Here is a 22526-nt window from a genome sequence, read left to right as displayed (position 1 = left end):
ATTATTGCCCTGCCTTATGTGGGGTAGGTGTTATAGATGAATGAGGTGTTTTAGATAAATGAATTTGAGCTACGTGCGTTCTTTTTGCATTCATCGAGGGATTATAGTGACAACAGCCGTGTTCAATATGTTGAAGAAAATCGTCATGAAAATATTTTAAAGCACTTCTTAGCGGCTCAACGGCGCCAGGAGCTAAGGCACAATGGGTTTTTCCTATCCACATAAAATCGCACAATTGTGCTAAAGCGTCTAAGTCGGCCAAGTTACCTTGTCCATTTTCAATTCGGCTAAGTATTTCTACAGCCCAAGGTGTGCCATCTCGACAAGGTGTACACCAACCACAAGACTCTTGAGCAAAAAATCGCATTAAATTTAACACCATAGCTACCGGACAGTTTTTATCGTCTAACACGATTAAGCCACCAGTGCCTAAGCGGCTGCCGACTTTAGCGATAGAGTCAAAGTCCATCGGGGTATCTAAATGCTCTTCAACCAGAAAGTCAGTCGATGCACCACCAGGCAATAAACCTTTGAAGTTTAATCCGTCTTGCATACCGCCCGCATAATCGTAAAGCACTTCACGTAAGCTTGGTCCCATGGGTAATTCCCATAAACCTGGTTTTTTTACGCGACCACAAGCACCATAAATTTTACTGCCCGCATCACTATTCGGAGATATAGCCTGAAACCATTCGATACCATTTTTTAATATGTGCGGTAAATTACACAATGTTTCTACATTATTGACTATGGTAGGTTTGCCAAATAAACCACTAACCTGCGGAAATGGTGGTTTTGCTCGTGGTGTTGCACGCTTGCCCTCAAGTGCATTAATTAATGCGGTTTCTTCACCACAAATGTAACGACCAGCACTGCAATGCACATATAAGTCCAAGGTAAATTGCTTGCCTTGAATTTTTTCACCAAGCCAATTGTTTTGATAAGCTTCGTTAATCGCATGTTGTAATCGTTTGGCGGCTAAATGGTATTCACCACGTAAAAAGATATAGGCTTTATTGGCACCTATGGTATAGGCTGCAATTATCATTGCTTCAACAAGTTGATGCGGCACACCTTCAAGTAATAAGCGGTCTTTAAAGGTGCCTGGCTCCATTTCATCGGCATTGGCCACTAAATACTTATTATCAGGCGCATCTTCATCATCGGCTTCAAACATCGGCACAAAGCTCCATTTCATGCCGGTAGGAAAACCTGCCCCGCCGCGCCCTTTTAAACCTGAGTTTTTAACAATGTCTAAAACCTCTTTTGGAGATTGTTGTAGCGCTGCTATAGCTCCCATATAGCCGCCAGCTTGGCAATAATCATCGAACGACAATGGCTGTTGTAAATTCACCCAATGGGTTAAAGGTTTAAGGTGATTGTTGTTAGAGTGCTCAAGCATTATCGCCTCCCGTTACCGAGAGTTTTTGTAAAATATCAATCGCGCTTTCTGGGCTTAAATGTTGATAATGTTTGGTGCCAATCATCATCGCAGGCGCTTTATCACAACTGCCCAAACACGCATTAGAAAGTAAGGTAAATTTTCCGTCGGTCGTTGTTTGTCCATAATCTATGTTTAAATATTGTTTAATAGCAGCAAGTACAGAGTCGAGCCCCGTTAAATGACAAGCAATGCTATCGCATAAATGAATAACGTTTTCCCCAACAGGCTGTCGGTAAATTAAATTATAAAAAGTAGCTACGCCTTCTAATTGAGCAACCGGAATGGCCAGTAAATCACTAATCGCATATAGGCTTTCATCACTGATCCAGCCGCGCTGTTCTTGCACCACTTTAAGCGCTTCAATACCAGCAGCTTCTCGTGTTTCCATAATACTGGCCTCATGCTCAATGGTCGCAATTTCAAGTGCGGTTAAATAATGTTGATAATCAATTGTCGTTATGTCGATTGTTTCCATCACTATCTCTTTATTTGCTTATGCGGTTACTTTCTGAACGTTACTTCCTACTATACGAACGCTTTCGTTAGCCTTTATTAACTTTTATCGATCAACATCTGCCATGACATAATCAACACTGCCTAAGGTCGCAATAAGATCAGCTACCATTTGCCCTTTGCTGATTAATGGCAACATTTGTAAATGGGGAAAACTCGGCGTGCGAATTCGCGTGCGATAACTCATGGTGTTACCGTCACTGATCAAGTGATAAGCCATAATACCTTTGGTTGCCTCAACACTTACTGACACTTCACCTGCAGGAATAACAGGTCCCCATGAAACATTCAGAAAATGTGGTATTAAAGTGTCAATATCTCGCATAGTGCGATCTTTTAATGGCGGTGTTGTTTGTGGATGTTCTGCTTTATAAGGACCTTCAGGCATGTTGTTTAAACACTGTTCAATAATACGTATGCTTTGACGCATTTCCTCTACACGCACTCGACATCGGTCATAACAGTCACCGTTTTGGCCCAATGGCACTTCAAAATCAAATTGGTCATAGCCACCGTAAGGTCTTTGCTTACGTAAATCCCACGAAAACCCTGTCGCTCTTAAGCCCGGCCCTGTTACCCCCCAAGCAATTGCTTCTTGAGTTGAATAAGCGCCAATACCAATCGTACGTTGTTTTAAAATGGAGTTTTGCATAACCATTTTTTCGTATTCGTCTAGGCGCTTGGGCAAGTAATTAACATAATCTCGCACTAGGCTCTCCCAACCTTTTGGTAAATCTTGTGCAACACCACCAATACGAAACCAACTTGGATGCATTCGAGCGCCAGTAAACGCTTCAATAATGCCAAAAAGTTTTTCTCGGTCGATAAACATATAAAATATCGGTGAAAGTGCACCAAGATCTTGTGCAAAGGTACCGTAAAATAATAAATGACTGAGAATACGAAACATTTCAGCGGTCATAATGCGAATAACTTTCGCGCGATCAGGCACGGTTATGCCTGCCAGTTTTTCAATCGCCATGACATAAGGAAAGTTATTCATTACGCCACCTAGGTAATCAATGCGGTCGGTATAAGGAATATAACTATGCCAAGATTGTCGTTCGCCCATTTTTTCAGCACCACGATGGTGATAACCAATATCGGGCACACAATCGACAATTTCTTCGCCTTCCATTTGCAACACGATTCTAAAAGCACCATGAACACTTGGGTGATTAGGTCCCAAGTTCAAGAACATAAAATCACTGTCTTTGCTTTGTCGCTTCATACCCCAAGCTTCGGGGTTAAATTGCAACGCAGCTTGCTCTTTATCTTGTTGGTAAGGAGGTAATGTAAAAGGATCCATTTCAGTCGCACGCGCAGGATGGGTTTTTAGTAATGGGTGACCTTGCCAAGTGAGTGGCATTAAAATGCGCGTTAAATACGGATGGTTTTCAAAAATAATACCAAACATGTCCCATACTTCTCGTTCATACCAATTAGCATTTGGCCAAAATCGGCAAACACTTTCTAAGGTTTTTTCATGAGAATTTAAGGCAACTTTAAGGCGAATATCTTGGTTACGTTGATAAGATCGTAAATGATAACTCACAGTAAAAGCTTGTGAAAATGAAGCGCAATGCTCGCGCTCACTCTCATCGATGGCGGTAATATCAAAACACATGTCAAATGGCTGTGCTAAGTCATGTTTTAACACTTGCATCAGTTTACTTAATTGCTGTTTATCTACCCAAAAGGAGGGTATATCATCAACAATATTTTCGATAGCCGTAACTGGTTGCAACTTTAGTTTTGGCGAAAGTACAATAATTTCATCAAGCAAGGGAATAGCTTGCAACATTTGCCAGTCATTACTCGCTTTAATATTTACTTGAGTTGCCATTAACTTCCCTTAAATCGCTATTTTATTATTGTATTTTTTTGTCTTCTTAATTCATTTAATATTTTGATTACGTGTATAGCTATTACTTGGTTTTAACCTTAAAAATTAAATATGATCTGGGGGATCTAAGTTTGTCACTTTAATCCGGTCATGGTGTTTAATATCTCTTAAAGACGGTTTGCCTATTTCGCTAGCATTTTGCTCACCAACCACCCAACTTAATGGTCGTGGCTGATGCTCTATTTTAGTTTGCAACAACAATAAAGCTTCGAGTAATGCTTCGGGGCGCGGCGGACAGCCAGGGACATAAACATCAACAGGAATAAATTTATCGACGCCTTGAACCACGCTATAAATGTCGTACATACCACCAGAATTGGCACATGAGCCCATAGAAATTATCCAACGAGGTTCTAATAACTGTTCGTATAAATGCTGAATAACTGGCGCCATTTTTCGAAAACAGGTACCTGAAATAACCATTAAATCAGCTTGTCTGGGGGTAGCACGTATCACTTCAGCGCCAAAGCGGGCAATATCGTGTCGAGAAGTAAAACTCGTAGCCATTTCGACATAGCAGCAACTTAAACCAAAATTAAATGGCCAAATAGAGTTTTTACGTCCCCAATTCACCATGTCATCGAGTCGAGCAAAAAGAACATTGCGCTTAAGGTCTGCCTCAGAAACGTTCTTCATTACTGACATTTCTTCATCTAGCTTTGCTTTCGTTAGCGACCATTCCATTATGGCTGTCCTTCTTTTTTATCAAAGATAGTCTCATCAAAAAGACCGTGTTTACTCGACTGCGTTTGTACACCTTGTATACGTTTAAGTTGGCTAGCTCTAAAGGGTTGATGTCGGCGGGTTAATGCTAAAGCGCCAATACGAATCAAATAAATTAATGCCGCTAAAAGTACGGTAATAAAAATACTCGCTTCGATAAAACCAGGCCAGCCGACTTCATCAAAAGCAATAACCCATGCAAAAAGGTAAATGGTTTCTAAATCAAAAATGACAAAAAATATTGCATATAAAAAGAAGTGATTAGTAAAGCGGGTTTTGTTGTTTGAAACGGAAATAATACCAGACTCGTAAGGCGTGTTTTTCGCTCTTTGCTTGCTTTTTGGACCAAGAAAATGCGATAGCAGCATCATAACTATGAGCATGCCTGCCAAGATAATAAAGTAAGCCGCAATCGGCCAAACCTGTGTTATTTGATCAGATATTTCCACAAAGCTTCTCCACATATTTCAGTGTTACTTAATTCAGAAGCTGTTAACAACTAAGTAGAAAGACATTAAATGTCAGTGAGGTAGGCTATTTCCTTACCTTATAAGGAGTTAGTTATCGCCCTTGATAAACTTGACTCGCTGCATTTACTTATTATTGTTGTTATAGATATTAGCAATTTTAGCTAATTTTCTCTCATTATTTAGGGTAATGAGCTAGCACCTTTAATTAAGTATCAATAAGCTCAATTTACATAATTAACTTTTGCATAAATACTTTGCAAAAGATCAGTACGAAAAATGTTGCCGATAAATTCATTATAGAAAAGAATTTGATTTATGCTTATTTTTTAATCAATTATTGATATTTATAATATTAAGGATTATATGAAAAGCAATAAACACGGCGCTTGCCGTGTTTATTTAAAGTGAAAAATTTTAAGCTATAGTGCGTTATTAGTGATTATTCTTCAGTACCATTGAGTAAGTCAGAAAAAGTAGATAATTTATCAAGCACCATACCGTGTATCGATTTTCTTGGGTATCGTCCTGTACGGGTAATTTCTCCCGCAGGGTGAGACATTAAAATTTCTATCGCTTGATCAATGTTATCCACTGCATATATCGCGAACTGCTCATCTGCTACTGCCTGAATAACTTCAGGGGCTAACATTAAATTAATGGTGTTAGTTTTAGGGATAATAACCCCTTGTTTTCCGGTTAAACCTTTATCTTTACAGAGGCGATAAAAGCCTTCAATTTTTTCATTTACACCACCAATTGACTGCACTTCACCATGCTGATTCATTGAACCTGTTATGGCAATACCTTGATTTATTGGCAGTTTAGCGATAGCAGAAATCAAGGCGCATAATTCGGCCATCGAAGCACTATCGCCGTCGATATGACCATAAGACTGCTCAATAGCAATATTGGCTGAAATAGTTACTGGGAATTCTTGGCCATATTTATGCCCTAAATAACCGGTTAAAATTAAAACGCCTTTAGAGTGAATGGATTTACCTAAGTCAACTTCACGTTCAATGTCAGTAACTCCTTCGCTGCCGGCATAAACGGTTGAGGTTATACGCGCAGGCGTGCCAAAAACACTATCGCCAATCTCTAGTACGGTTAAGCCATTTATTCGCCCTATTCTTTCACCTTCGGTATCAATAAGTAACTGGCGCTCTTTTATTTCCTCTAACCAAGTTTCGCTCATGCGGCCTGTTCTGCGTTGTTTAGCTGCTAATGCCATCGTGACATGTTTACCACACAAGCTATTTTTAGCATCAGACAATTTCCACAAATAATAAGCTTCGTCTAATAAGTCGTTAACTTGCACAATATTGGCGGAAATTTTATGCTGATGTTCTGCACGTCTTAGCGCGTATTTGACTAATTCTAAAACCGCTTCATCGCTTACTTCGGGGTAATTATTACGGTGGGCTCGTTGGCGAATTAAGTTAGCATAATCATTTAAGTTATTCTGACTTTTCTCTAAATGACGGTCAAAGTCAGCCAATACTCTAAACAACTCAGTAAACTCTTGATCATAATCTTGTAGCATGTAATAAATTTCTGGGTCTCCCAATAAAATTACTTTTACTTTTAATGGGATTTTCTCAGGTTGTAAGCTAAATGCCCCTGGTTGCGCATATTCTAAATGTGGGTTTTCAATGGTAATTTGCTGTGTTTTTAGCGCTAGCTTTAAGCGTGCCCAAACCAAAGGTTGTGTTAATAATTTATCAGCCTCAAGTAATAGGTAACCGCCGTTGGCTTTATGCAAAGCACCAGGGCGTATAAGACGATAGCTTGTATAACTAGCACCTTGAAAACTGCCAAAATCGACATGGCCAAATAGGTTTTGAAAGGTTGGGTTTTGCTCATAAATAACCGGTGCACCCTCACCTACATTTCGAGTAACCAGCAAATTAGGTAAAAAACGCTCAACCATCAATTTACGCATATCTTTGTCATTGGGTACTTCATTGCTTTCATCCACCAACAACTCTAAAACTGCGTCTACAACATGTGTTTTTACCTTAGCTAAATATTTTTGCACACCAATATTACTGGCAAACTCTAACTCCAATTCGGCTAAAAAAGGTTGAATACTTTGTGCTGCAGTTTCTTGTTTTAGTTTACGTAACTTATCAGATGAAATGCGCTTCCATTGTGGTAATTCAATAAGTTTTTCAGACAATATATCTTCTAGCTTAGCTAATAAAACATAAAAATCGGCGCGTTTAGGCTCATTCAATTCAGCAAATTCTTTATCATTTAGCGGCTTACCTGCCACCAACGGTGAAAAGCCAATTTCGCCATTTTCTTCAAACAGTACCACGTCATTTTTTAATGCTGTTGCTTCAACTTCCGTAATAGCTTGATCATATTTTTGGTTGAACTCGCGATCGATCGCCGCTTTTTGTCTTTGGTAGCCTGGGTTATCAAATATTTCAGGGAATAAATCCATTAACTCATCAATAAATGTATTCATTCGAGTAAGTAATTGCTTACCATCACCTGGACTTACATATAGATTATGGGGTGAATTTGGATCATCAAAATTGTTGATATAACACCATTCATCAGGTGTTGGTTCTTTGCTGGCGGTTGCTGTCAACATTTGTTTAATAAGCGTTTGACGGCCCGTACCATGTTCACCCATAGCATAAACATTAAAACCGGGAGCATCCATCGACAAGCCGAACGTTAAGGCTTCTTTAGCCCTTTCGTGACCAATAAATACCTGTTCTATTTCAGCCGTAGGTGTTGCATTCGCAAATTGCTTAACCGTTAGGTCTGCAGTTAATTGGTGAGGTTTAAGGCGCGTGTTGGTTGACACATTTGTCATAGAGAATCTCTTGAGGTACAAGTTTAATAGCCTGTAAGGTTATACTCAGCGAAACATTTTAATTCGACAAGTAAAGATACAGCTTCATTAAATATAGTGTACAGCGACAAGCCTATTAACAGCAAAAACAATATTCATAACCCGCTGAAAAAGTTACTTTAAGGGGTTAAGCTTATGCGATTAAAATCTTTACCGCCGCAGGCAAGGCAATCAGCAACTATATTGGCGTGGCTGTATGTAACGCAATGTTGGCATGTTTGACATTGCAATTGGCCAAAACCAACAAAGTCGCCAACATGGTAGCCATCTTGATGCTGGAAATCATCCATTAATTCAGACCACTCGACCTGTGATTTATCAGTTATTTTTGCCAAGTTATCCCATAGACTTTCATTCAATATATCTAAATAAACTGAGTGCTTAATATCTGCTTGGTATTGCTGGTAAAAGTCACTTAAATCATATTTTAGATTACTTATGAACTGTTTAACTTGTTGCTCTGGTATTTGTTCTGCAGCAATTAATATCGATTTCGCTTGCTCAATTAACTCAACGATTGAGCGCACTTCTTTATCGCTTGTTTCTGAAAGCCAAGTCTGAATGTTCTGATAAACATCTTGCACCCGAGATTGTTCTTTTTTCATAACGCCTCCGTCATTTAGTGCTTATTTTTAGTATAATTATTAACGTGATAAAAGCCACCATTAACCACACTAACATTCACTTAACCGACATTATTTTGCCTTTTTCGCGACTCAGTTAGCTTTAAAATGAAAAATCTGCAGCATTAACCTGCTTTAACTTGTCGCAATGGCTAGAGATAAGGTATCCTATCGGGATTATTTTTATCGCTAAAACCTATCCTTAAAATAACAAATTTTATCAACATAAATTTGCCAAAAAAGCTGGTTGAAGCACTTACTTTACGCGTGTTTGAGAAATCTTAATGGAATCCATTTACAATCCCCAATCAATTGAAGCCGACGTTCAGAAGTTTTGGACTGATAACAACACTTTTAAAGCTGAAGAGATCCCAGGAAAAGAAAAGTTTTATTGCTTGGCAATGTTTCCATATCCAAGTGGCCGACTCCACATGGGCCACGTGCGTAACTACAGCTTAGGTGATGTAATTTCTCGCTACCAACGCATGCAAGGCAAAAATGTAATGCAGCCTATGGGTTGGGACGCTTTTGGTTTACCTGCGGAAAATGCTGCGATAAAAAACAACTCTGCGCCAGCAAAATGGACTTATGAAAACATTGATTACATGCGTAACCAATTAAAGTCTCTAGGTTTTGGCTACGACTGGAACCGCGAATTAGCAACATGTAAAAAAGATTACTACCGTTGGGAACAATGGTTTTTCACTCAGCTTTATGAAAAAGGCTTAGTGTACAAAAAGAATGCCACAGTAAACTGGGATCCGGTAGATCAAACCGTATTAGCAAATGAACAAGTTATTGATGGCCGTGGTTGGCGTTCAGGCGCGCTAGTTGAGCGTAAAGAGATTCCACAGTGGTTTATTAAAATTACTGACTACGCAGAAGAGTTGATTAATGATTTAGACCAATTAACCGATTGGCCTGAACAAGTTAAAACTATGCAACGTAACTGGATTGGACGCTCTGAAGGCGTTGAAATGACTTTCCAAGTTGCAGACTCAACAGAAAGCTTCGACATATACACTACCCGACCAGATACCTTAATGGGTGTTACCTATGTTGCACTAGCAGCTCAACATCCATTAGCGTTAGCAGCGGCTGAAAACAATACTGAGCTTGCAGAGTTCATAGAGAGTTGTAAAACCAATAAATCTACTGAAGCCGACATGGCAACAATGGAGAAAAAAGGTGTTGATACCGGCCTAAAAGCTATTCATCCAATTAGTGGTGATATTGTTCCCGTTTGGGCAGCAAACTTTGTATTAATGGATTATGGCTCAGGTGCGGTTATGTCAGTACCAGGTCATGACCAACGTGACTGGGAGTTCGCCACTAAATATGGTTTGCCAATTAAACAAGTTATCGCTGGTTCAGAAAGCGATGACGTAACTAAAGCTGCAATTTTAGAAAAAAATATTCTCGTTAATTCAGGTGAGTTTGACGGCTTAAACTTTGAAGAAGGTTTTAAAGCTATTTCTGATAAATTAATCAGCGAAAATAAAGGTAAAGTTACCGTTAATTATCGTTTGCGCGACTGGGGCGTTTCTCGACAACGCTATTGGGGCACACCTATTCCGATGATGCACCTAGCTAATGGCGAGTCTGTGCCTGTACCTGCAGACCAATTACCTGTTGAGCTACCTGAAGATGTGATCATGAACGGTGTAACATCGCCGATTAAAGATAACCCAGAATGGGCAAAAACTACCTATAACGGCGAAGAAGCATTTCGTGAAACCGATACCTTTGATACCTTCATGGAATCATCATGGTATTACGCACGTTACTGTTCACCAAACGACGATACACAAATGTTAGACCCAGCTAAAGCGAATTACTGGCTACCTGTTGATCAATACATTGGTGGTATTGAACATGCTATTTTACATTTACTTTATGCCCGTTTTTTCCATAAATTACTCCGCGATGCCGGTTTAGTAACTTCTGACGAACCGTTTAAAAAGTTATTGTGTCAAGGCATGGTTTTAGCTGATACATATTATCGTGAAGCGGATAATGGTGGACAAGATTGGATTGCCCCTTCTGACGTTGACGTAGAGCGAGATGAAAAAGGCCAAGTAACTGCTGCTGTAAGTAAAGTAGATGGCAAACCGGTTATTTCTGCTGGCATGAGCAAAATGTCAAAATCTAAAAATAACGGTATTGACCCTCAAGAAGTTATCAACCTTTATGGTGCTGATACCGTAAGATTATTCATTATGTTTACTTCTCCACCAGAGCAAACATTAGAATGGTCTGATTCAGGTGTTGAAGGCGCTCATCGCTTCTTAAAGCGTGTTTGGAAATTAACTTACGACTTTACACAAGCGGCAGAAGTTTCTACAACAGCACCAAGTATCGCTGGTTTAACGCTAACGTCTGCACAAAAACTATTACGCCGCGAGTTACACAAAACCATTGCTAAAGTTAGTGATGACATTGGTCGTCGCAATACCTTTAACACCGCTATTGCAGCAATTATGGAGTTAATGAATCACTTAGGTAAAGCCAGTATTGCCAGTGAAGAAGACCGCGTAGTAATGCATGAAGCCATTCGCGCAGTTGTCTTAATGTTAACGCCAATTGTGCCTCATCTTAGCCATCATTTATGGTCGATGATTGGTGATGGTAATCCGGTTGAAAATACCACATGGCCAATCGTTGACGACAGTGCTTTAGTTGAAGATGAAAAGCTAATTATCGTACAAGTTAACGGTAAACTGCGTGCTAAAATTACCGTTTCAGCTGATGCAAGCAAAGAAGTTGTTGAAGATATAGGTTTTAACGATGAAAATGTTAGCAAATTTATTGAAGGTAAAACTGTCCGTAAAGTTATTTATGTTCCGGGCAAGCTACTCAACATTGTTGCTAACTAAATTACACGCTTGCTAATGTGTTAATCATTAAGTAAATAAATTAATGTAAATAAATTAATGATTAACAATGTTACCAACAATTATCAGTACATAACGCTGTTTTGAGTTATGTACTGATAACGTTTTTCCATTAAAAAGTGAACACTTTATGAAGCAAATGATCATGAACCGCATAAGTAAACTACTCTCATTAAGCCTAATTTTAGCGCTAATTACAGGTTGTGGCTTTCAATTGCGTGGAAATTATTTATTAGCTCCTGAATTACAAACGATAGCTTTTAGTTCGGTTGATCAATACGGTGAACTTACCCGTTTAGTTAAGCAACATTTAACGATAAACAATGTAAATTTAGTGCAAAAAAGCGATGACGCGATTCCACAAATGCGCATGTTGCAAGACAACTTAGACAGAAGAACGCTTTCGGTTTTTCCTAATGGACAAGTTGCTGAATACGAACTTATCTATACCGTTCGTTATCAAATCTTAATCCCAGGACAAGATATTCAGAACTTCCGCTTTGAGCTGAACCGAGACTATCAAGATGATCCTGATATTGCCCTCGCCAAAAGTCGTGAGTTATCGTTAATGCTTAGAGAAATGCGCACAGAGGCGGCTAATAAAATCTTACGTGATATGGCTAGTATCCAGCTGTAGGTAAATGACATGCGCATTTATCATAATCAACTCGACAACACACTAAACCAAGGTTTCAAACCGATATGGCTGGTGTTTGGTGATGAGTTATGGCAAAAAAACGATGCATTAGAAAAAATTAAACAACACGCGAAAAAGCAAGGTTTTAGCGAAATCATACGCTTTAGTATCGACGATAAATTTGATTGGGACGAACTTTTTCAAGCGTACCAGTCAATGAGCTTGTTTTCGCCATTACGTGTTATTGAAATTGAATTCACATCAGGGAAAATTGGTGATAATGGTGCAAAAGGTATTGCGCAGTTACTCGCTATGTTACATCAAGACATTCAATTAATATTTTATGGTCCAAAACTTGATGCTGCAACACAAAAACGTAAATGGTTTAAATCGCTAGAGGCTGCCGGCTGCTTTGTACCTTTATACGACGTAGAAGGTAAGCAATTAAAACAATGGCTTAATAATCAAGCACGGCAATTACAGCTTACGCTAGCACCCGATGTTATTGATTTAATGGCCGAGCTATTTGAAGGTAACCTCCCGGCATTAGCGCAAGAATTACAAAAACTCTCAATATTGTTCTCTCATCAAACCGTAACTTTTGAAGACGCCGAAACGCTTTTTATTAAGCAAGCGAGATTTAGCCCCTTTCAACTGATTGACACCATGCTTATTGGCGATCTAAAAAAATGTTTTAAAATTTTAGATCAAATGCAGCACGACGGTAGCGCCTTTGGCCAATTAGTTTGGGTTGTACATAAAGAAATAAGCCAACTTTATGCAATGTTAGAACAAATAAAGCAAGGCAGCAGTATCAACGATATTTTTAAACAATATCGCATATGGGAAAAGAAAAAGCCTTTATATCAACATGCGTTAAAGCACATTACTTTAAGCAATGCTGAACAAGCGCTTTCGAGGCTAGCACAGGTCGATTTACTGAGTAAAACCAGTAGCGATTTTAACGAATTTATTTTGCTCAGTGATGTTTTTATTAGCTTATTTCATAGTGAGTTAAGTCAGGGCTACAGTTTAGATTATGAATATAGCTAAACAATCTGCGCCAAAGCTTATCGCGTTACTCGGCGGAACTTTTGATCCCATTCATTTTGGTCATATTCTACCCGCACAAGAAACCGCAAAATGGCTAAACGCTGAACAGGTGTTTTTAATTCCCGCTCATATTCCCCCTCATAAGCTTGGTACCCACGCAAACGCAAAACATCGTGCAAACATGGTATTACTGGCCTGTAATACCGACCCAGTTTTCCACCTAGATAATCGTGAACTTAATCGACAAAGTCGCTCTTATACCCTTGATACTTTAAAAGAAATAAAAGCTGAGCAACCTGAGGCAGATTTATACTTTATTATGGGGATGGACTCTCTGCTCACATTTACAACCTGGTATTGCTGGCAAGACATTTTAAGCTTATGTAATTTGGTGGTTAATATTCGCCCTGGATATAATCACCAATCATTAGAAACGTTACTTGCACCGGAATTGAAAGATCGTCTGATTTATAATCCGACAGAAATACAACCTCAAACAACAGGGGTGGTATTAATTCATGAAAGCCAGGCTGTCAATATTTCATCAACCGAAATTAGAGCAAAAATTCAATCTGGCAAAAACTATAGCCAAGACCTACCAACACAGGTTTATCACTATATTGAGCAACATAAACTCTATAGATAAAATATTAACTCAGTGTTTAGCCTTCCTCTTAAATGGCCAAGCTTTCTAGATATTGGCACTATTTAAGACTACTATGAGTTCCTTCATAGTGAAATAATTCAATTGTTGTGTAAAAAACATGCTTACAACAACATTAGATGGTTAACTGACAAACAAATTAATGTTATTATCGCCGATTATTGCTAATTATAGAGATCCCACTTTGCAAAGTTCAGAACTAATTACTTTTGTTACCGAAAAAATAGAAGATATGAAAGGCCGAGATATCGTCACTTTAGATGTATCTAAAAAGTCAGGTTTCACAGACTACATGTTAGTTTGCTCAGGTAACTCAAAACGTCACGTTATTTCCATTGCTCAATCACTGGTTATTGAATCACGCGCTGCCGGTATTGAAGCGTTAGGTGTTGAAGGAAATGATATTGGTGAATGGTCTTTAGTTGATTTAGGTGATGTAATTGTTCACGTGATGACTGATGAAATTCGCGACCGTTACCAACTAGAACAACTTTGGGAATAATCTAAACAACAATGCGCATTACCTTATATGCTGTTGGTAATAAAATGCCCGCGTGGGTTAGCCAAGGCTTCAACGAATATTGTCGCCGATTCCCACGTGATATGAGCTTCCATTTAGTCGAAATACCGCCCGGTAAACGTGGAAAAAATGCCGATATTGCTCGTATTCTTGAAAAAGAAGGTGAGCAAACTCTAGCAGCCATTCCAAAAGGTAATCGCATTGTAACGTTAGAAGTTGAAGGTAAACCTTGGACAACGCCTCAGCTTGCCAAACAACTTGATCGTTGGCATGTTGATAGCAGAGATGTTGCTTTGCTTGTCGGCGGCCCAGAAGGTTTAGCGCCCGCTTGTATTGAAGCGTCTGAGCAAAAATGGTCGCTTTCGCCACTGACATTACCACATCCTATGGTTAGAGTTATCGTAGCAGAAAGCCTTTATCGTGCTTGGTCAATTAATAACAACCACCCTTATCATAGAGAATAAATAATGGCTCGAAAAAAACGCGTAGCCATTAGAAACCATAGCGCTGAAGCCAATTTATTTGCACGCCGAACTTTTATTACCTTTATGGGCGTAATTGTATTGTCTTTGCTGCTATTCAGTAATATTTATGATCTTGGCGTTAATTCTTATCAAAAATATCAAACTCGCTCTAACTCCAATCGTATTAAGCTATTACCTGTGGCTCCCAACAGAGGCTTGATTTACGATAGAAATGGCGTTTTGCTCGCTGACAACACCCCGGTTTACAGCTTAGAAGTTATCCCTGAGCAAGTAACAGATATGAAGCGAAGTTTAGCCGAAGTTAGTTTGCTTTTAGATATCAGCGAAGAAAAACAAGACAAGTTACTTAAAGCGGTAAAAAGTAAACGTCGCTTTAAACCAATTGAGCTTTATTCACGTTTAAGCGAACAGCAAGTGTCGTTATTTTCGGTTAATCAGCATAAGTTTCCTGGTTTTTTTATCGATGCCCGTTTAAAGCGCTATTATCCGTTTGCAGATTTAACCACACACTCTCTCGGTTATGTCGCTCGTATCAATGGTCGAGACTCGCTTGAGCTTGAAAAGAAAGGCTTAGCTGAAAACTACGCAGCTACTCGTAACATAGGTAAACTTGGTTTAGAAAAATATTACCAAGACATTTTGCACGGAACAATTGGACACCAAGAAGTTGAAATAAATAACTTAGGCCGTGTTATTCGCACATTAAATTTTACCCCGCCCATACCAGGAAAAGACTTAACACTCACTTTAGACATTGAACTACAAATGATCGCAAAACGTGCGTTATCAGGTAAGCGTGGTGCAATTGTCGCGATTGATCCTAGAGATGGTGGTGTGCTGGCTATGTATTCAAACCCTAGTTTCGATGGCAACCTGTTTGTACATGGTATTAGTAGTAAAAAATATAAAAAACTCTTAGCGCCAGAAAGCAACAAGCCGCTACTAAATCGTGCCGTACAAGGTTATCCACCGGCTTCCACCATTAAGCCTTTGCTCGCGCTTACCGGTTTAGACGATGGTATAATTACACCAGAAACTGAAATTTACGACCCTGGCTTTTATCAACTTCCCGGTATTGAAACTAAGCGCCGTGATTGGAAGAAATGGGGGCATGGCAAGGTCAATTTAACTAAATCGCTAGAACAATCTTGTAATGTTTATTACTACGATTTGGCTTATAAGCTTGGTATTACCAAAATTAGCAAAATGATGAGAAAGTTTGGCTTTGGTGATTACACTGGTATTGATCTTCATGAAGAAAGTCGCGCTATTATGCCGAGCATTGAATGGAAAAGAGAGCGTTATAATAAAGCTTGGTATACCGGAGAAACATTGTCGGTAGGCATAGGGCAAAGTTATTGGTCTGTTACACCTTTACAGTTATCACAAGCGATATCTATTTTAGTTAATAAAGGACAAATTAAAGTCCCGCATTTATTAAAATCAACCAGTGAAGTGGTTATAAACGAAGAAGGCGTTGTAGCACAAGCGCCTTTAGTTACCCAATATGTGGTTGATGAAAAAGCGCCCATTATCCTTAAAAACAATAAAAGCTGGGACGTAGTGCTAGATGGCTTACACAACACAGTGCAAAAAGTTGGCGCAACCGGCTACAGCGCATTTAAAGGTAGTAAATATGACGCAGCCGGTAAAACCGGTTCAGCTCAAACAGCTAATATTGCACAAGATGAAGAATACGACGCCACTAAAGTAAAAGAAAGTAAACGTGATAATGCCATGTTCATTGCCTTTGCACCTTACGAAAACCCTGAAATTGTGGTCGCTGTAGCAATAGAAAATGTGGCTAAAGGCGGAGGGGGAACCAATGCCGCTCCTGTGGCTAGACAAATAATGGACCAATACTTTGGTGATCGAGAAATTGTCAGTAAAAACCCTAAAAAGCATGCTTTACACAGCGATACTTATCATCAGCACATTGAAAATATAGCAGGTAATCCCTAGTGCGTAGTACCGGACACGATCAGCAAAGACCACGAACCTTCTTGCAACGAGTACACATTGACTTACCGTTATTAAGCGGTATTTTAGCTTTAATGGCGCTAGGATTATTTGTCGTTTATAGCGCAGGCGGACAAGAGTCAGCCGTATTAATAAGACACGCAAAACGTGTTGGTTTAGCCCTTCTTGCTATGTTTATCGTTGCGCAAATCCCCCCGTTATCTTATAGAAAATGGGCGGTACCTGTGTTCGTTATTGGTTTAATGCTTTTAACCGCAGTATTACTGTTTGGTCATGTTGGCAAAGGCGCTCAACGTTGGCTTGACCTTGGTGTGACTAAGTTTCAACCTTCTGAAATAATGAAACTAGTAGTACCAATAATGATCGCCTGGTATGTCAGCCAACATGACTTACCCATTAAAATGTCGAAAATAATAATCGCCTTTATTTTGGTACTTTTACCGACCTTACTTATCGCTAGACAACCTGATTTAGGTACATCTTTACTTATTGCTAGTTCTGGAATTTTTGTTATTTTCCTCGCTGGCGCTAGCTGGAAACTTATTGGTGCTTGCGTTGGCTTAGCTTCAGCATTCGCCCCTATTTTGTGGATGTTTTTGATGAAGCCTTATCAAAAACAACGGGTATTAACCTTTTTAAACCCAGAGCAAGATCCACTCGGCTCTGGTTATCACATTATTCAATCTAAGATAGCGATTGGCTCAGGTGGTATCGACGGTAAAGGTTGGTTACAAGGTACTCAATCTCAGCTAGAGTTTCTACCCGAGCGTCATACCGATTTTATCTTTGCCGTATTTAGCGAAGAGTTTGGCTTGATAGGTGTGGGTTTATTATTAACTGTATATCTAGCGATTGTAATGCGCGGCTTATGGATCGCGGTCAATGCTCAGCATGCATTTACTAAACTGCTCGCTGGCAGCTTAACCTTAACTTTCTTTGTTTATGTTTTTGTAAATATAGGCATGGTTTCAGGTTTATTGCCTGTGGTCGGCGTGCCTTTACCATTGGTTAGTTATGGTGGTACTTCTATGGTGACATTAATGGCAGGATTTGGCATTCTAATGGCTGTTAGTACGCATAGACGCTTTAATAGTTAATAAAAAATTCTCGTAACGCAACGATCACCTTAAAAGAGTACCCGTTATTTATGGCAAAATTAAATACATCACAGCTTATTTGCTTATACATAACGTTAATCATAATGTCGGCTTGTAGTAGCCATACTAGCCGATATCAGCAAAAGCATGACAGCACACCAACACGAGTGCCAAACGCTAATGAACTTCTCAATGCTACCCCTAGGGCAGAAGCACACAGTCGCGGCGGTAATAAACATTACCAAGTATTTGGTCAGCATTATAAAGTGTTAAAAACGGCTGAAAACTTTAGCCAAACAGGTACAGCGTCTTGGTACGGTAAAAAATTTCACGGCCATTTAACCTCTAACGGTGAAATTTACGACATGTACGCGATGAGCGCCGCACATAAAAATTTGCCTTTACCTACCTATTTAAAAGTGGTCAATAATAGCAATGGAAAATTCGTTATTGTGCGGGTAAATGATCGCGGGCCATTTCATCAAGACCGGATCATCGATTTATCATACAGCGCGGCTTATAAGCTCGATATGCTAAAAACAGGCACCGCGAATGTTACTATTACTGCAATTAATGATTTTACTGCTGAGACCTTAGCTCAGCTACAACATAATTTGCCGCACTTTACATCTAACACCACAGAAGCAGTACCTTTAGCACAAGCCGAAGTTGCAAAAGCTGCAAAAGTTGCTAATAGCTCATCTGTAAAAGCACTTAAGAAAGAGCCACCCTCAACAAATATAGCGTTGAAAAAACGATATATTCAAGTATTTGCAAGTAAAAGTAAGTTGCAAGCAAGTAAGATTTCGAAAACATTAATGCAAAACCATAACAGTAATACACAAATAGAAGAAATAAATGGAATTTTTCGTGTTCTCGTTGGTCCGATATTAACTGAGCAAGAATTATCGCGTTTATTAGCAGCAATAAAAGATACTGGCTACCCCAACGCTTTTATTCGCCGTTAAGGTTACTTTTAGGCTTTACTCTTTCGAAAAATAGAGCGAGCTAAAGGCAAAACTTTATCGTTATCAAGCCAAATTCATCAATGGTAACAAAATGATGTACGAGCTCAATAGAAATCAAAATGAAAAATGTTATACTCCGTTAAATTTATATAATCTCCATTAATCGATAGTGCTGTAGGACAATTATGCCCCAAATCAAGTTTATTCAAGCGACTAAGAAGCCGATAAAGTTATTAACCTTTTTAGGTTCGGTATTATTAAGTGTTTGCTCTTTCTCTCACGCTCAAACTATTATCCCGTCAGCGCCTGAGGTCAATGCAAAAGGTCATATTTTAATTGACTATACTACAGGTAAAGTTATTGCACAGAGTAATGCTGATATTTTACTAGCACCAGCAAGTTTAACCAAAATGATGACAAGCTACATAATTGGTAAAGAGCTTGCTAGCGGCAATATCAGTAATGAAGACCCGGTAAGAATTAGTGAAAAAGCCTGGGCAAAAAACTTCCCTGAATCATCAAAAATGTTTATCGAAGTAGGCACAGAAGTACCGGTTAGTTTACTTAATCAAGGTATTATCGTTGCATCTGGTAACGACGCATGTGTCGCTATGGCAGAGCATATTGCTGGTAGCGAAGGCGCTTTTGCTCAGTTAATGAATGCTCACGCTGAGCAATTAGGCATGCACAGTAGCTTCTTTGAAAACAGTCATGGTTTAGATAGCAAAGAACACAAAACAACGGCTAGAGACATGGCGACTTTGGCTATTGCCTTAATTCGTGATGTGCCTGAAGAGTACAAACTTTACAGCCAAAAGTCGTTTACTTATAACAACATCAAGCAATATAACCGCAACAGCTTGTTGTGGGATAAAAGCATGAATGTTGATGGCTTAAAAACCGGTCACACTTCACAAGCTGGTTATAGTTTAGTAACTTCAGCCACCAAAGGTGACATGCGTTTAGTAAGTGTAGTTATGGGCACAGAAAGTGAACGCGCTCGTAAAGTAGAAAGTAAAAAACTACTGAACTATGGTTTTCGTTTTTTTGAAACTTATACACCTTATCAAGCCGGTGAAAAATTTGTTAGTAACCGCGTTTGGATGGGCGATCGTAAAGAAGTAGATTTAGGCATTATGGTTGATACGCCAATTACCATTCCTCGTGGTCAACGCAAAAATTTACAAGCAAATTTTGAACTAGACAAACAATTAACTGCTCCGCTGCAAAAAGGTGAAGTAGTAGGTAAGTTATTTTTACAGCTTGACGGTGAAGATATTGCTCAATACCCTTTAGTAACATTGCAAGAGGTAAATGAAGGCAGCATGTTCAACAAATTAATGGACTACGTTAAGCAGCAATTTGCTGACTAGTGTAGTTATCATTGCCGACTATAAACTTTATTAAAAAAACTCAGCTTCGGCTGAGTTTTTTTATTTATAATGTCTAATGCTACGCAGTGTATTGAATAATTAAATAACCAATGAACATTGAAATAAAGTAATACCTCCCCCATTTATAGCCAATAAAGTATCGTCAGTTGGTCACATTCTTAACAAATAATGTTAAAATATCGCCAATTTGCTGATACAAACACATTAATAATTACAAGTGGCTTGGAATATTTCATTTTATTGAATTCCCCTGCCATTTAAAAACAGCCTTTAAAAGCGTTGTTTACCGTATAAAGAGAAAATAAATGAATACTAAGTTTGATGAATTACTCGACTTCCCTACCGTGTTAAACTTTAAAGTTATGGGTATAGCATGTGATGAATTACCCGATCTGGTGGTTGGTGAGTTGCAAAAGCATACCCCTGGTGATTATGCGCCTAAAATAAAGCCAAGTTCTAAAGGCAACTACCACTCAATTTCAGTTGCGGTAACCGTTACCAGTAAAGATCACATAGAAAAAATATATAAAACATTAAACGCAATTGAGCAAGTGCGCTACGTACTTTAAGCCTTACTTTTTATCCAGTGTATTCCACTTACTATTTGGCTATAATACGCGAAATAAAATCGATAGAGATGTATTTTGAAAGACACATTGATTATTCGGCAACTGAATAACCTCGACTATGTCGATGTTTGGCATGCCATGCAAAATTTCACCGATGATCGAGATGAACACACCCCTGACGAACTTTGGCTAGTAGAGCATCCGCCAGTATTTACTCAAGGCCAAGCAGGTAAAGATGAACATCTATTAATGCCTGGCGATATTCCTGTGGTAAAAGTCGACCGAGGTGGACAAGTTACTTATCACGGTCCTGGACAGCAAGTGATCTACTTTATGATCAACTTACGCCGCCGAAAAATGGGGGTAAGGCAATTAGTTACCCTTATTGAAAATGGTATTGTTGCTTCAATGGCCGATTTTGATATTAACGCTAATGCAAAGCCCGATGCTCCAGGTGTTTATGTTAACGACAAAAAAATTGCATCTTTGGGCCTAAGAGTACGCAGAGGCTGCTCTTTTCATGGTTTAGCTTTAAACGTAAATATGGATTTATCGCCATTTTTGCGCATTAATCCTTGTGGTTATCAAGGTTTAGAAATGATACAAACTATCGATTTACAGGGCCCTGCCACTGTAAAACAAGCGGGTGAATCACTGGTTAAACATCTTAGTGAATTATTAAACACTCAGCATTTATCTTATCAAACGGGATTGGAAACAGTACATGACCACTAAATCATCACGCATTACCCCAGGCACTAAATTACGCGATGCCGAGAAAATGGCTCATATACCAATTAAAGTGGTTACTTCAGAGCGTGAAACTATGCTAAGAAAACCAGATTGGTTACGTATTAAACTGCCAAAAAGTTCAGAGCGTATAGATAGTATAAAAGCAGCACTGCGTAAACATGATTTACACTCGGTTTGCGAAGAAGCTTCTTGCCCAAATTTAACAGAATGTTTTAACCACGGTACCGCAACCTTCATGATTCTTGGCGACATATGTACTCGCCGTTGTCCATTTTGTGATGTAGGTCATGGTCGCCCGTTAGCCGCCGATAAAGAAGAGCCACGTAAATTAGCGTTAACGCTAAAAGATATGAAACTAAAATACGTGGTTATTACTTCAGTTGATCGTGATGATTTACGTGACGGTGGCGCACAGCAGTTTGTTGATTGTATCACCGAAATTGCCGAGCATTCTCCACACACTAAAGTAGAAATATTAGTACCAGATTTTCGTGGTCGTATGGATCGTGCTCTAGAAATTTTAAATACTCACCCACCAGGCGTATTTAACCATAACTTAGAAACGGCTCCACGTTTATATACTAAAGCTCGCCCTGGCGCGAACTACCAATGGTCTTTAGATTTATTGAAAAAGTTTGGTGAAGCTAACCCAACTGTTCCGACTAAATCTGGCTTAATGGTTGGCTTAGGTGAAACTAACGAAGAAATTTTACAAGTGATGCGCGATTTACGTGCCCATGGTGTAACTATGTTAACCATAGGTCAATACTTACAGCCAAGTAAGCACCATTTACCGGTTGAGCGTTACGTACATCCTGATGACTTTGACATGTTCAAGCGTGAAGCTGATAAAATGGGCTTCGATCACGCAGCCTGTGGTCCGTTAGTACGTTCAAGCTACCATGCTGATAAACAAGCTGCTGGTGAAGAAGTAAAGTAGTTGTTAATCGATTACTCTATTTAA

Annotated in this window: 20 protein-coding genes; 13 read left to right on the top strand and 7 right to left on the bottom strand. The window is 39.1% G+C overall.

From position 1 onward, the window contains the following. Position 1: 1 nt before the first annotated feature. The 7 genes from nuoF to B6A32_RS05430 form a co-directional block, all read right to left on the bottom strand. Positions 2–1402, bottom strand: a complete 1401-nt coding sequence (gene nuoF / locus B6A32_RS05460; protein WP_085301785.1) for an NADH-quinone oxidoreductase subunit NuoF — start codon at positions 1400–1402, stop codon at positions 2–4. Next, positions 1395–1919 carry an NADH-quinone oxidoreductase subunit NuoE gene (gene nuoE / locus B6A32_RS05455; protein ID WP_085301783.1) on the bottom strand — a complete coding sequence of 175 codons (525 nt, stop codon included), beginning with the start codon at positions 1917–1919 and terminating at the stop codon, positions 1395–1397. The genes nuoF and nuoE overlap by 8 nt, the downstream gene beginning before the upstream one ends. Positions 1920–2003: 84 nt before the next feature. Continuing rightward, complete coding sequence (gene nuoC, locus B6A32_RS05450; RefSeq protein WP_269844038.1) at positions 2004–3803, bottom strand: NADH-quinone oxidoreductase subunit C/D; 1800 nt, start codon at positions 3801–3803, stop codon at positions 2004–2006. A gap of 105 nt (positions 3804–3908) precedes the next feature. Beyond that, positions 3909–4499, bottom strand: coding sequence for a NuoB/complex I 20 kDa subunit family protein (locus B6A32_RS05445; RefSeq protein WP_408607663.1), 591 nt, complete (start codon positions 4497–4499; stop codon positions 3909–3911). Between the two features lie 47 nt (positions 4500–4546). Further along, positions 4547–5035 (bottom strand): NADH-quinone oxidoreductase subunit A, encoded by a 489-nt coding sequence (gene ndhC, locus B6A32_RS05440; RefSeq protein WP_233131328.1) that lies wholly within the window; start codon positions 5033–5035, stop codon positions 4547–4549. Between the two features lie 460 nt (positions 5036–5495). Next, entirely contained in the window at positions 5496–7886 is a 2391-nt protein-coding gene (locus B6A32_RS05435; RefSeq protein ID WP_085301777.1) for an ATP-binding protein, read from the bottom strand. A gap of 158 nt (positions 7887–8044) precedes the next feature. Continuing rightward, positions 8045–8530 (bottom strand): zinc ribbon-containing protein, encoded by a 486-nt coding sequence (locus tag B6A32_RS05430; RefSeq protein ID WP_085301775.1) that lies wholly within the window; start codon positions 8528–8530, stop codon positions 8045–8047. Between the two features lie 302 nt (positions 8531–8832). On the opposite strand from B6A32_RS05430, the gene leuS reads away from it, so the two are divergent. The 13 genes from leuS to lipA all read left to right on the top strand — a co-directional run bounded on the left by leuS (position 8833) and on the right by lipA (position 22502). Further along, positions 8833–11424: a leucine--tRNA ligase gene (gene leuS, locus B6A32_RS05425; RefSeq protein WP_085301773.1), complete on the top strand. Its 2592-nt coding sequence runs from the start codon at positions 8833–8835 to the stop codon at positions 11422–11424. A gap of 148 nt (positions 11425–11572) precedes the next feature. Then, positions 11573–12079: an LPS-assembly lipoprotein LptE gene (locus B6A32_RS05420; RefSeq protein ID WP_233131327.1), complete on the top strand. Its 507-nt coding sequence runs from the start codon at positions 11573–11575 to the stop codon at positions 12077–12079. Positions 12080–12088: 9 nt separating this feature from the next. Continuing rightward, entirely contained in the window at positions 12089–13132 is a 1044-nt protein-coding gene (gene holA, locus B6A32_RS05415; RefSeq protein WP_085301771.1) for a DNA polymerase III subunit delta, read from the top strand. Continuing rightward, positions 13119–13778 (top strand): nicotinate-nucleotide adenylyltransferase, encoded by a 660-nt coding sequence (gene nadD, locus B6A32_RS05410; RefSeq protein ID WP_085301769.1) that lies wholly within the window; start codon positions 13119–13121, stop codon positions 13776–13778. The genes holA and nadD overlap by 14 nt, the downstream gene beginning before the upstream one ends. A 202-nt stretch (positions 13779–13980) precedes the next feature. Next, a complete protein-coding gene (rsfS, locus tag B6A32_RS05405; protein ID WP_085302357.1) occupies positions 13981–14298 on the top strand; it encodes a ribosome silencing factor in 318 nt (105 codons plus the stop codon). A gap of 11 nt (positions 14299–14309) precedes the next feature. Continuing rightward, entirely contained in the window at positions 14310–14780 is a 471-nt protein-coding gene (rlmH, locus tag B6A32_RS05400; protein ID WP_085301767.1) for a 23S rRNA (pseudouridine(1915)-N(3))-methyltransferase RlmH, read from the top strand. Positions 14781–14783: 3 nt separating this feature from the next. After that, positions 14784–16763, top strand: coding sequence for a penicillin-binding protein 2 (gene mrdA / locus B6A32_RS05395; RefSeq protein ID WP_085301764.1), 1980 nt, complete (start codon positions 14784–14786; stop codon positions 16761–16763). Next, entirely contained in the window at positions 16763–17878 is a 1116-nt protein-coding gene (gene rodA / locus B6A32_RS05390; RefSeq protein WP_085301762.1) for a rod shape-determining protein RodA, read from the top strand. The genes mrdA and rodA overlap by 1 nt, the downstream gene beginning before the upstream one ends. A gap of 50 nt (positions 17879–17928) precedes the next feature. Continuing rightward, positions 17929–18846, top strand: a complete 918-nt coding sequence (locus B6A32_RS05385; RefSeq protein WP_101685910.1) for a septal ring lytic transglycosylase RlpA family protein — start codon at positions 17929–17931, stop codon at positions 18844–18846. A 185-nt stretch (positions 18847–19031) separates the two neighbouring features. Beyond that, the gene (locus B6A32_RS05380) at positions 19032–20219 is read left to right on the top strand and encodes a serine hydrolase (RefSeq protein WP_085301760.1); all 1188 of its coding nucleotides are present in this window, start codon (positions 19032–19034) and stop codon (positions 20217–20219) included. Positions 20220–20545: 326 nt separating this feature from the next. Further along, the gene (gene ybeD / locus B6A32_RS05375; RefSeq protein ID WP_085301758.1) at positions 20546–20809 is read left to right on the top strand and encodes a DUF493 family protein YbeD; all 264 of its coding nucleotides are present in this window, start codon (positions 20546–20548) and stop codon (positions 20807–20809) included. Positions 20810–20881: 72 nt separating this feature from the next. After that, the gene (gene lipB / locus B6A32_RS05370) at positions 20882–21544 is read left to right on the top strand and encodes a lipoyl(octanoyl) transferase LipB (RefSeq protein ID WP_085301756.1); all 663 of its coding nucleotides are present in this window, start codon (positions 20882–20884) and stop codon (positions 21542–21544) included. Beyond that, positions 21534–22502 carry a lipoyl synthase gene (lipA, locus tag B6A32_RS05365; protein WP_085301754.1) on the top strand — a complete coding sequence of 323 codons (969 nt, stop codon included), beginning with the start codon at positions 21534–21536 and terminating at the stop codon, positions 22500–22502. The genes lipB and lipA overlap by 11 nt, the downstream gene beginning before the upstream one ends. Positions 22503–22526: the final 24 nt, after the last annotated feature.

Source organism: Colwellia polaris, assembly GCF_002104515.1.
Lineage (GTDB): Bacteria > Pseudomonadota > Gammaproteobacteria > Enterobacterales > Alteromonadaceae > Cognaticolwellia > Cognaticolwellia polaris.
The sequence above is the reverse complement of the archived record's forward strand: the minus strand, read 5'-3'. Positions and strand labels throughout refer to the sequence as shown.

Bases quoted from the DNA above. Each gene is read 5' to 3' on its own strand.
- nuoE (WP_085301783.1), bottom strand. From the start codon at position 1,919: ATGGAAACAATCGACATAACGACAATTGATTATCAACATTATTTAACC.
- nadD (WP_085301769.1), top strand. From the start codon at position 13,119: ATGAATATAGCTAAACAATCTGCGCCAAAGCTTATCGCGTTACTCGGC.
- lipA (WP_085301754.1), top strand. From the start codon at position 21,534: ATGACCACTAAATCATCACGCATTACCCCAGGCACTAAATTACGCGAT.
- B6A32_RS05435 (WP_085301777.1), bottom strand. From the start codon at position 7,886: ATGACAAATGTGTCAACCAACACGCGCCTTAAACCTCACCAATTAACT.
- holA (WP_085301771.1), top strand. From the start codon at position 12,089: ATGCGCATTTATCATAATCAACTCGACAACACACTAAACCAAGGTTTC.
- mrdA (WP_085301764.1), top strand. From the start codon at position 14,784: ATGGCTCGAAAAAAACGCGTAGCCATTAGAAACCATAGCGCTGAAGCC.
- ybeD (WP_085301758.1), top strand. From the start codon at position 20,546: ATGAATACTAAGTTTGATGAATTACTCGACTTCCCTACCGTGTTAAAC.
- nuoC (WP_269844038.1), bottom strand. From the start codon at position 3,803: ATGGCAACTCAAGTAAATATTAAAGCGAGTAATGACTGGCAAATGTTG.
- rlmH (WP_085301767.1), top strand. From the start codon at position 14,310: ATGCGCATTACCTTATATGCTGTTGGTAATAAAATGCCCGCGTGGGTT.
- B6A32_RS05385 (WP_101685910.1), top strand. From the start codon at position 17,929: ATGGCAAAATTAAATACATCACAGCTTATTTGCTTATACATAACGTTA.
- B6A32_RS05380 (WP_085301760.1), top strand. From the start codon at position 19,032: ATGCCCCAAATCAAGTTTATTCAAGCGACTAAGAAGCCGATAAAGTTA.
- leuS (WP_085301773.1), top strand. From the start codon at position 8,833: ATGGAATCCATTTACAATCCCCAATCAATTGAAGCCGACGTTCAGAAG.
- B6A32_RS05420 (WP_233131327.1), top strand. From the start codon at position 11,573: ATGAAGCAAATGATCATGAACCGCATAAGTAAACTACTCTCATTAAGC.
- B6A32_RS05445 (WP_408607663.1), bottom strand. From the start codon at position 4,499: ATGAAGAACGTTTCTGAGGCAGACCTTAAGCGCAATGTTCTTTTTGCT.
- B6A32_RS05430 (WP_085301775.1), bottom strand. From the start codon at position 8,530: ATGAAAAAAGAACAATCTCGGGTGCAAGATGTTTATCAGAACATTCAG.
- nuoF (WP_085301785.1), bottom strand. From the start codon at position 1,402: ATGCTTGAGCACTCTAACAACAATCACCTTAAACCTTTAACCCATTGG.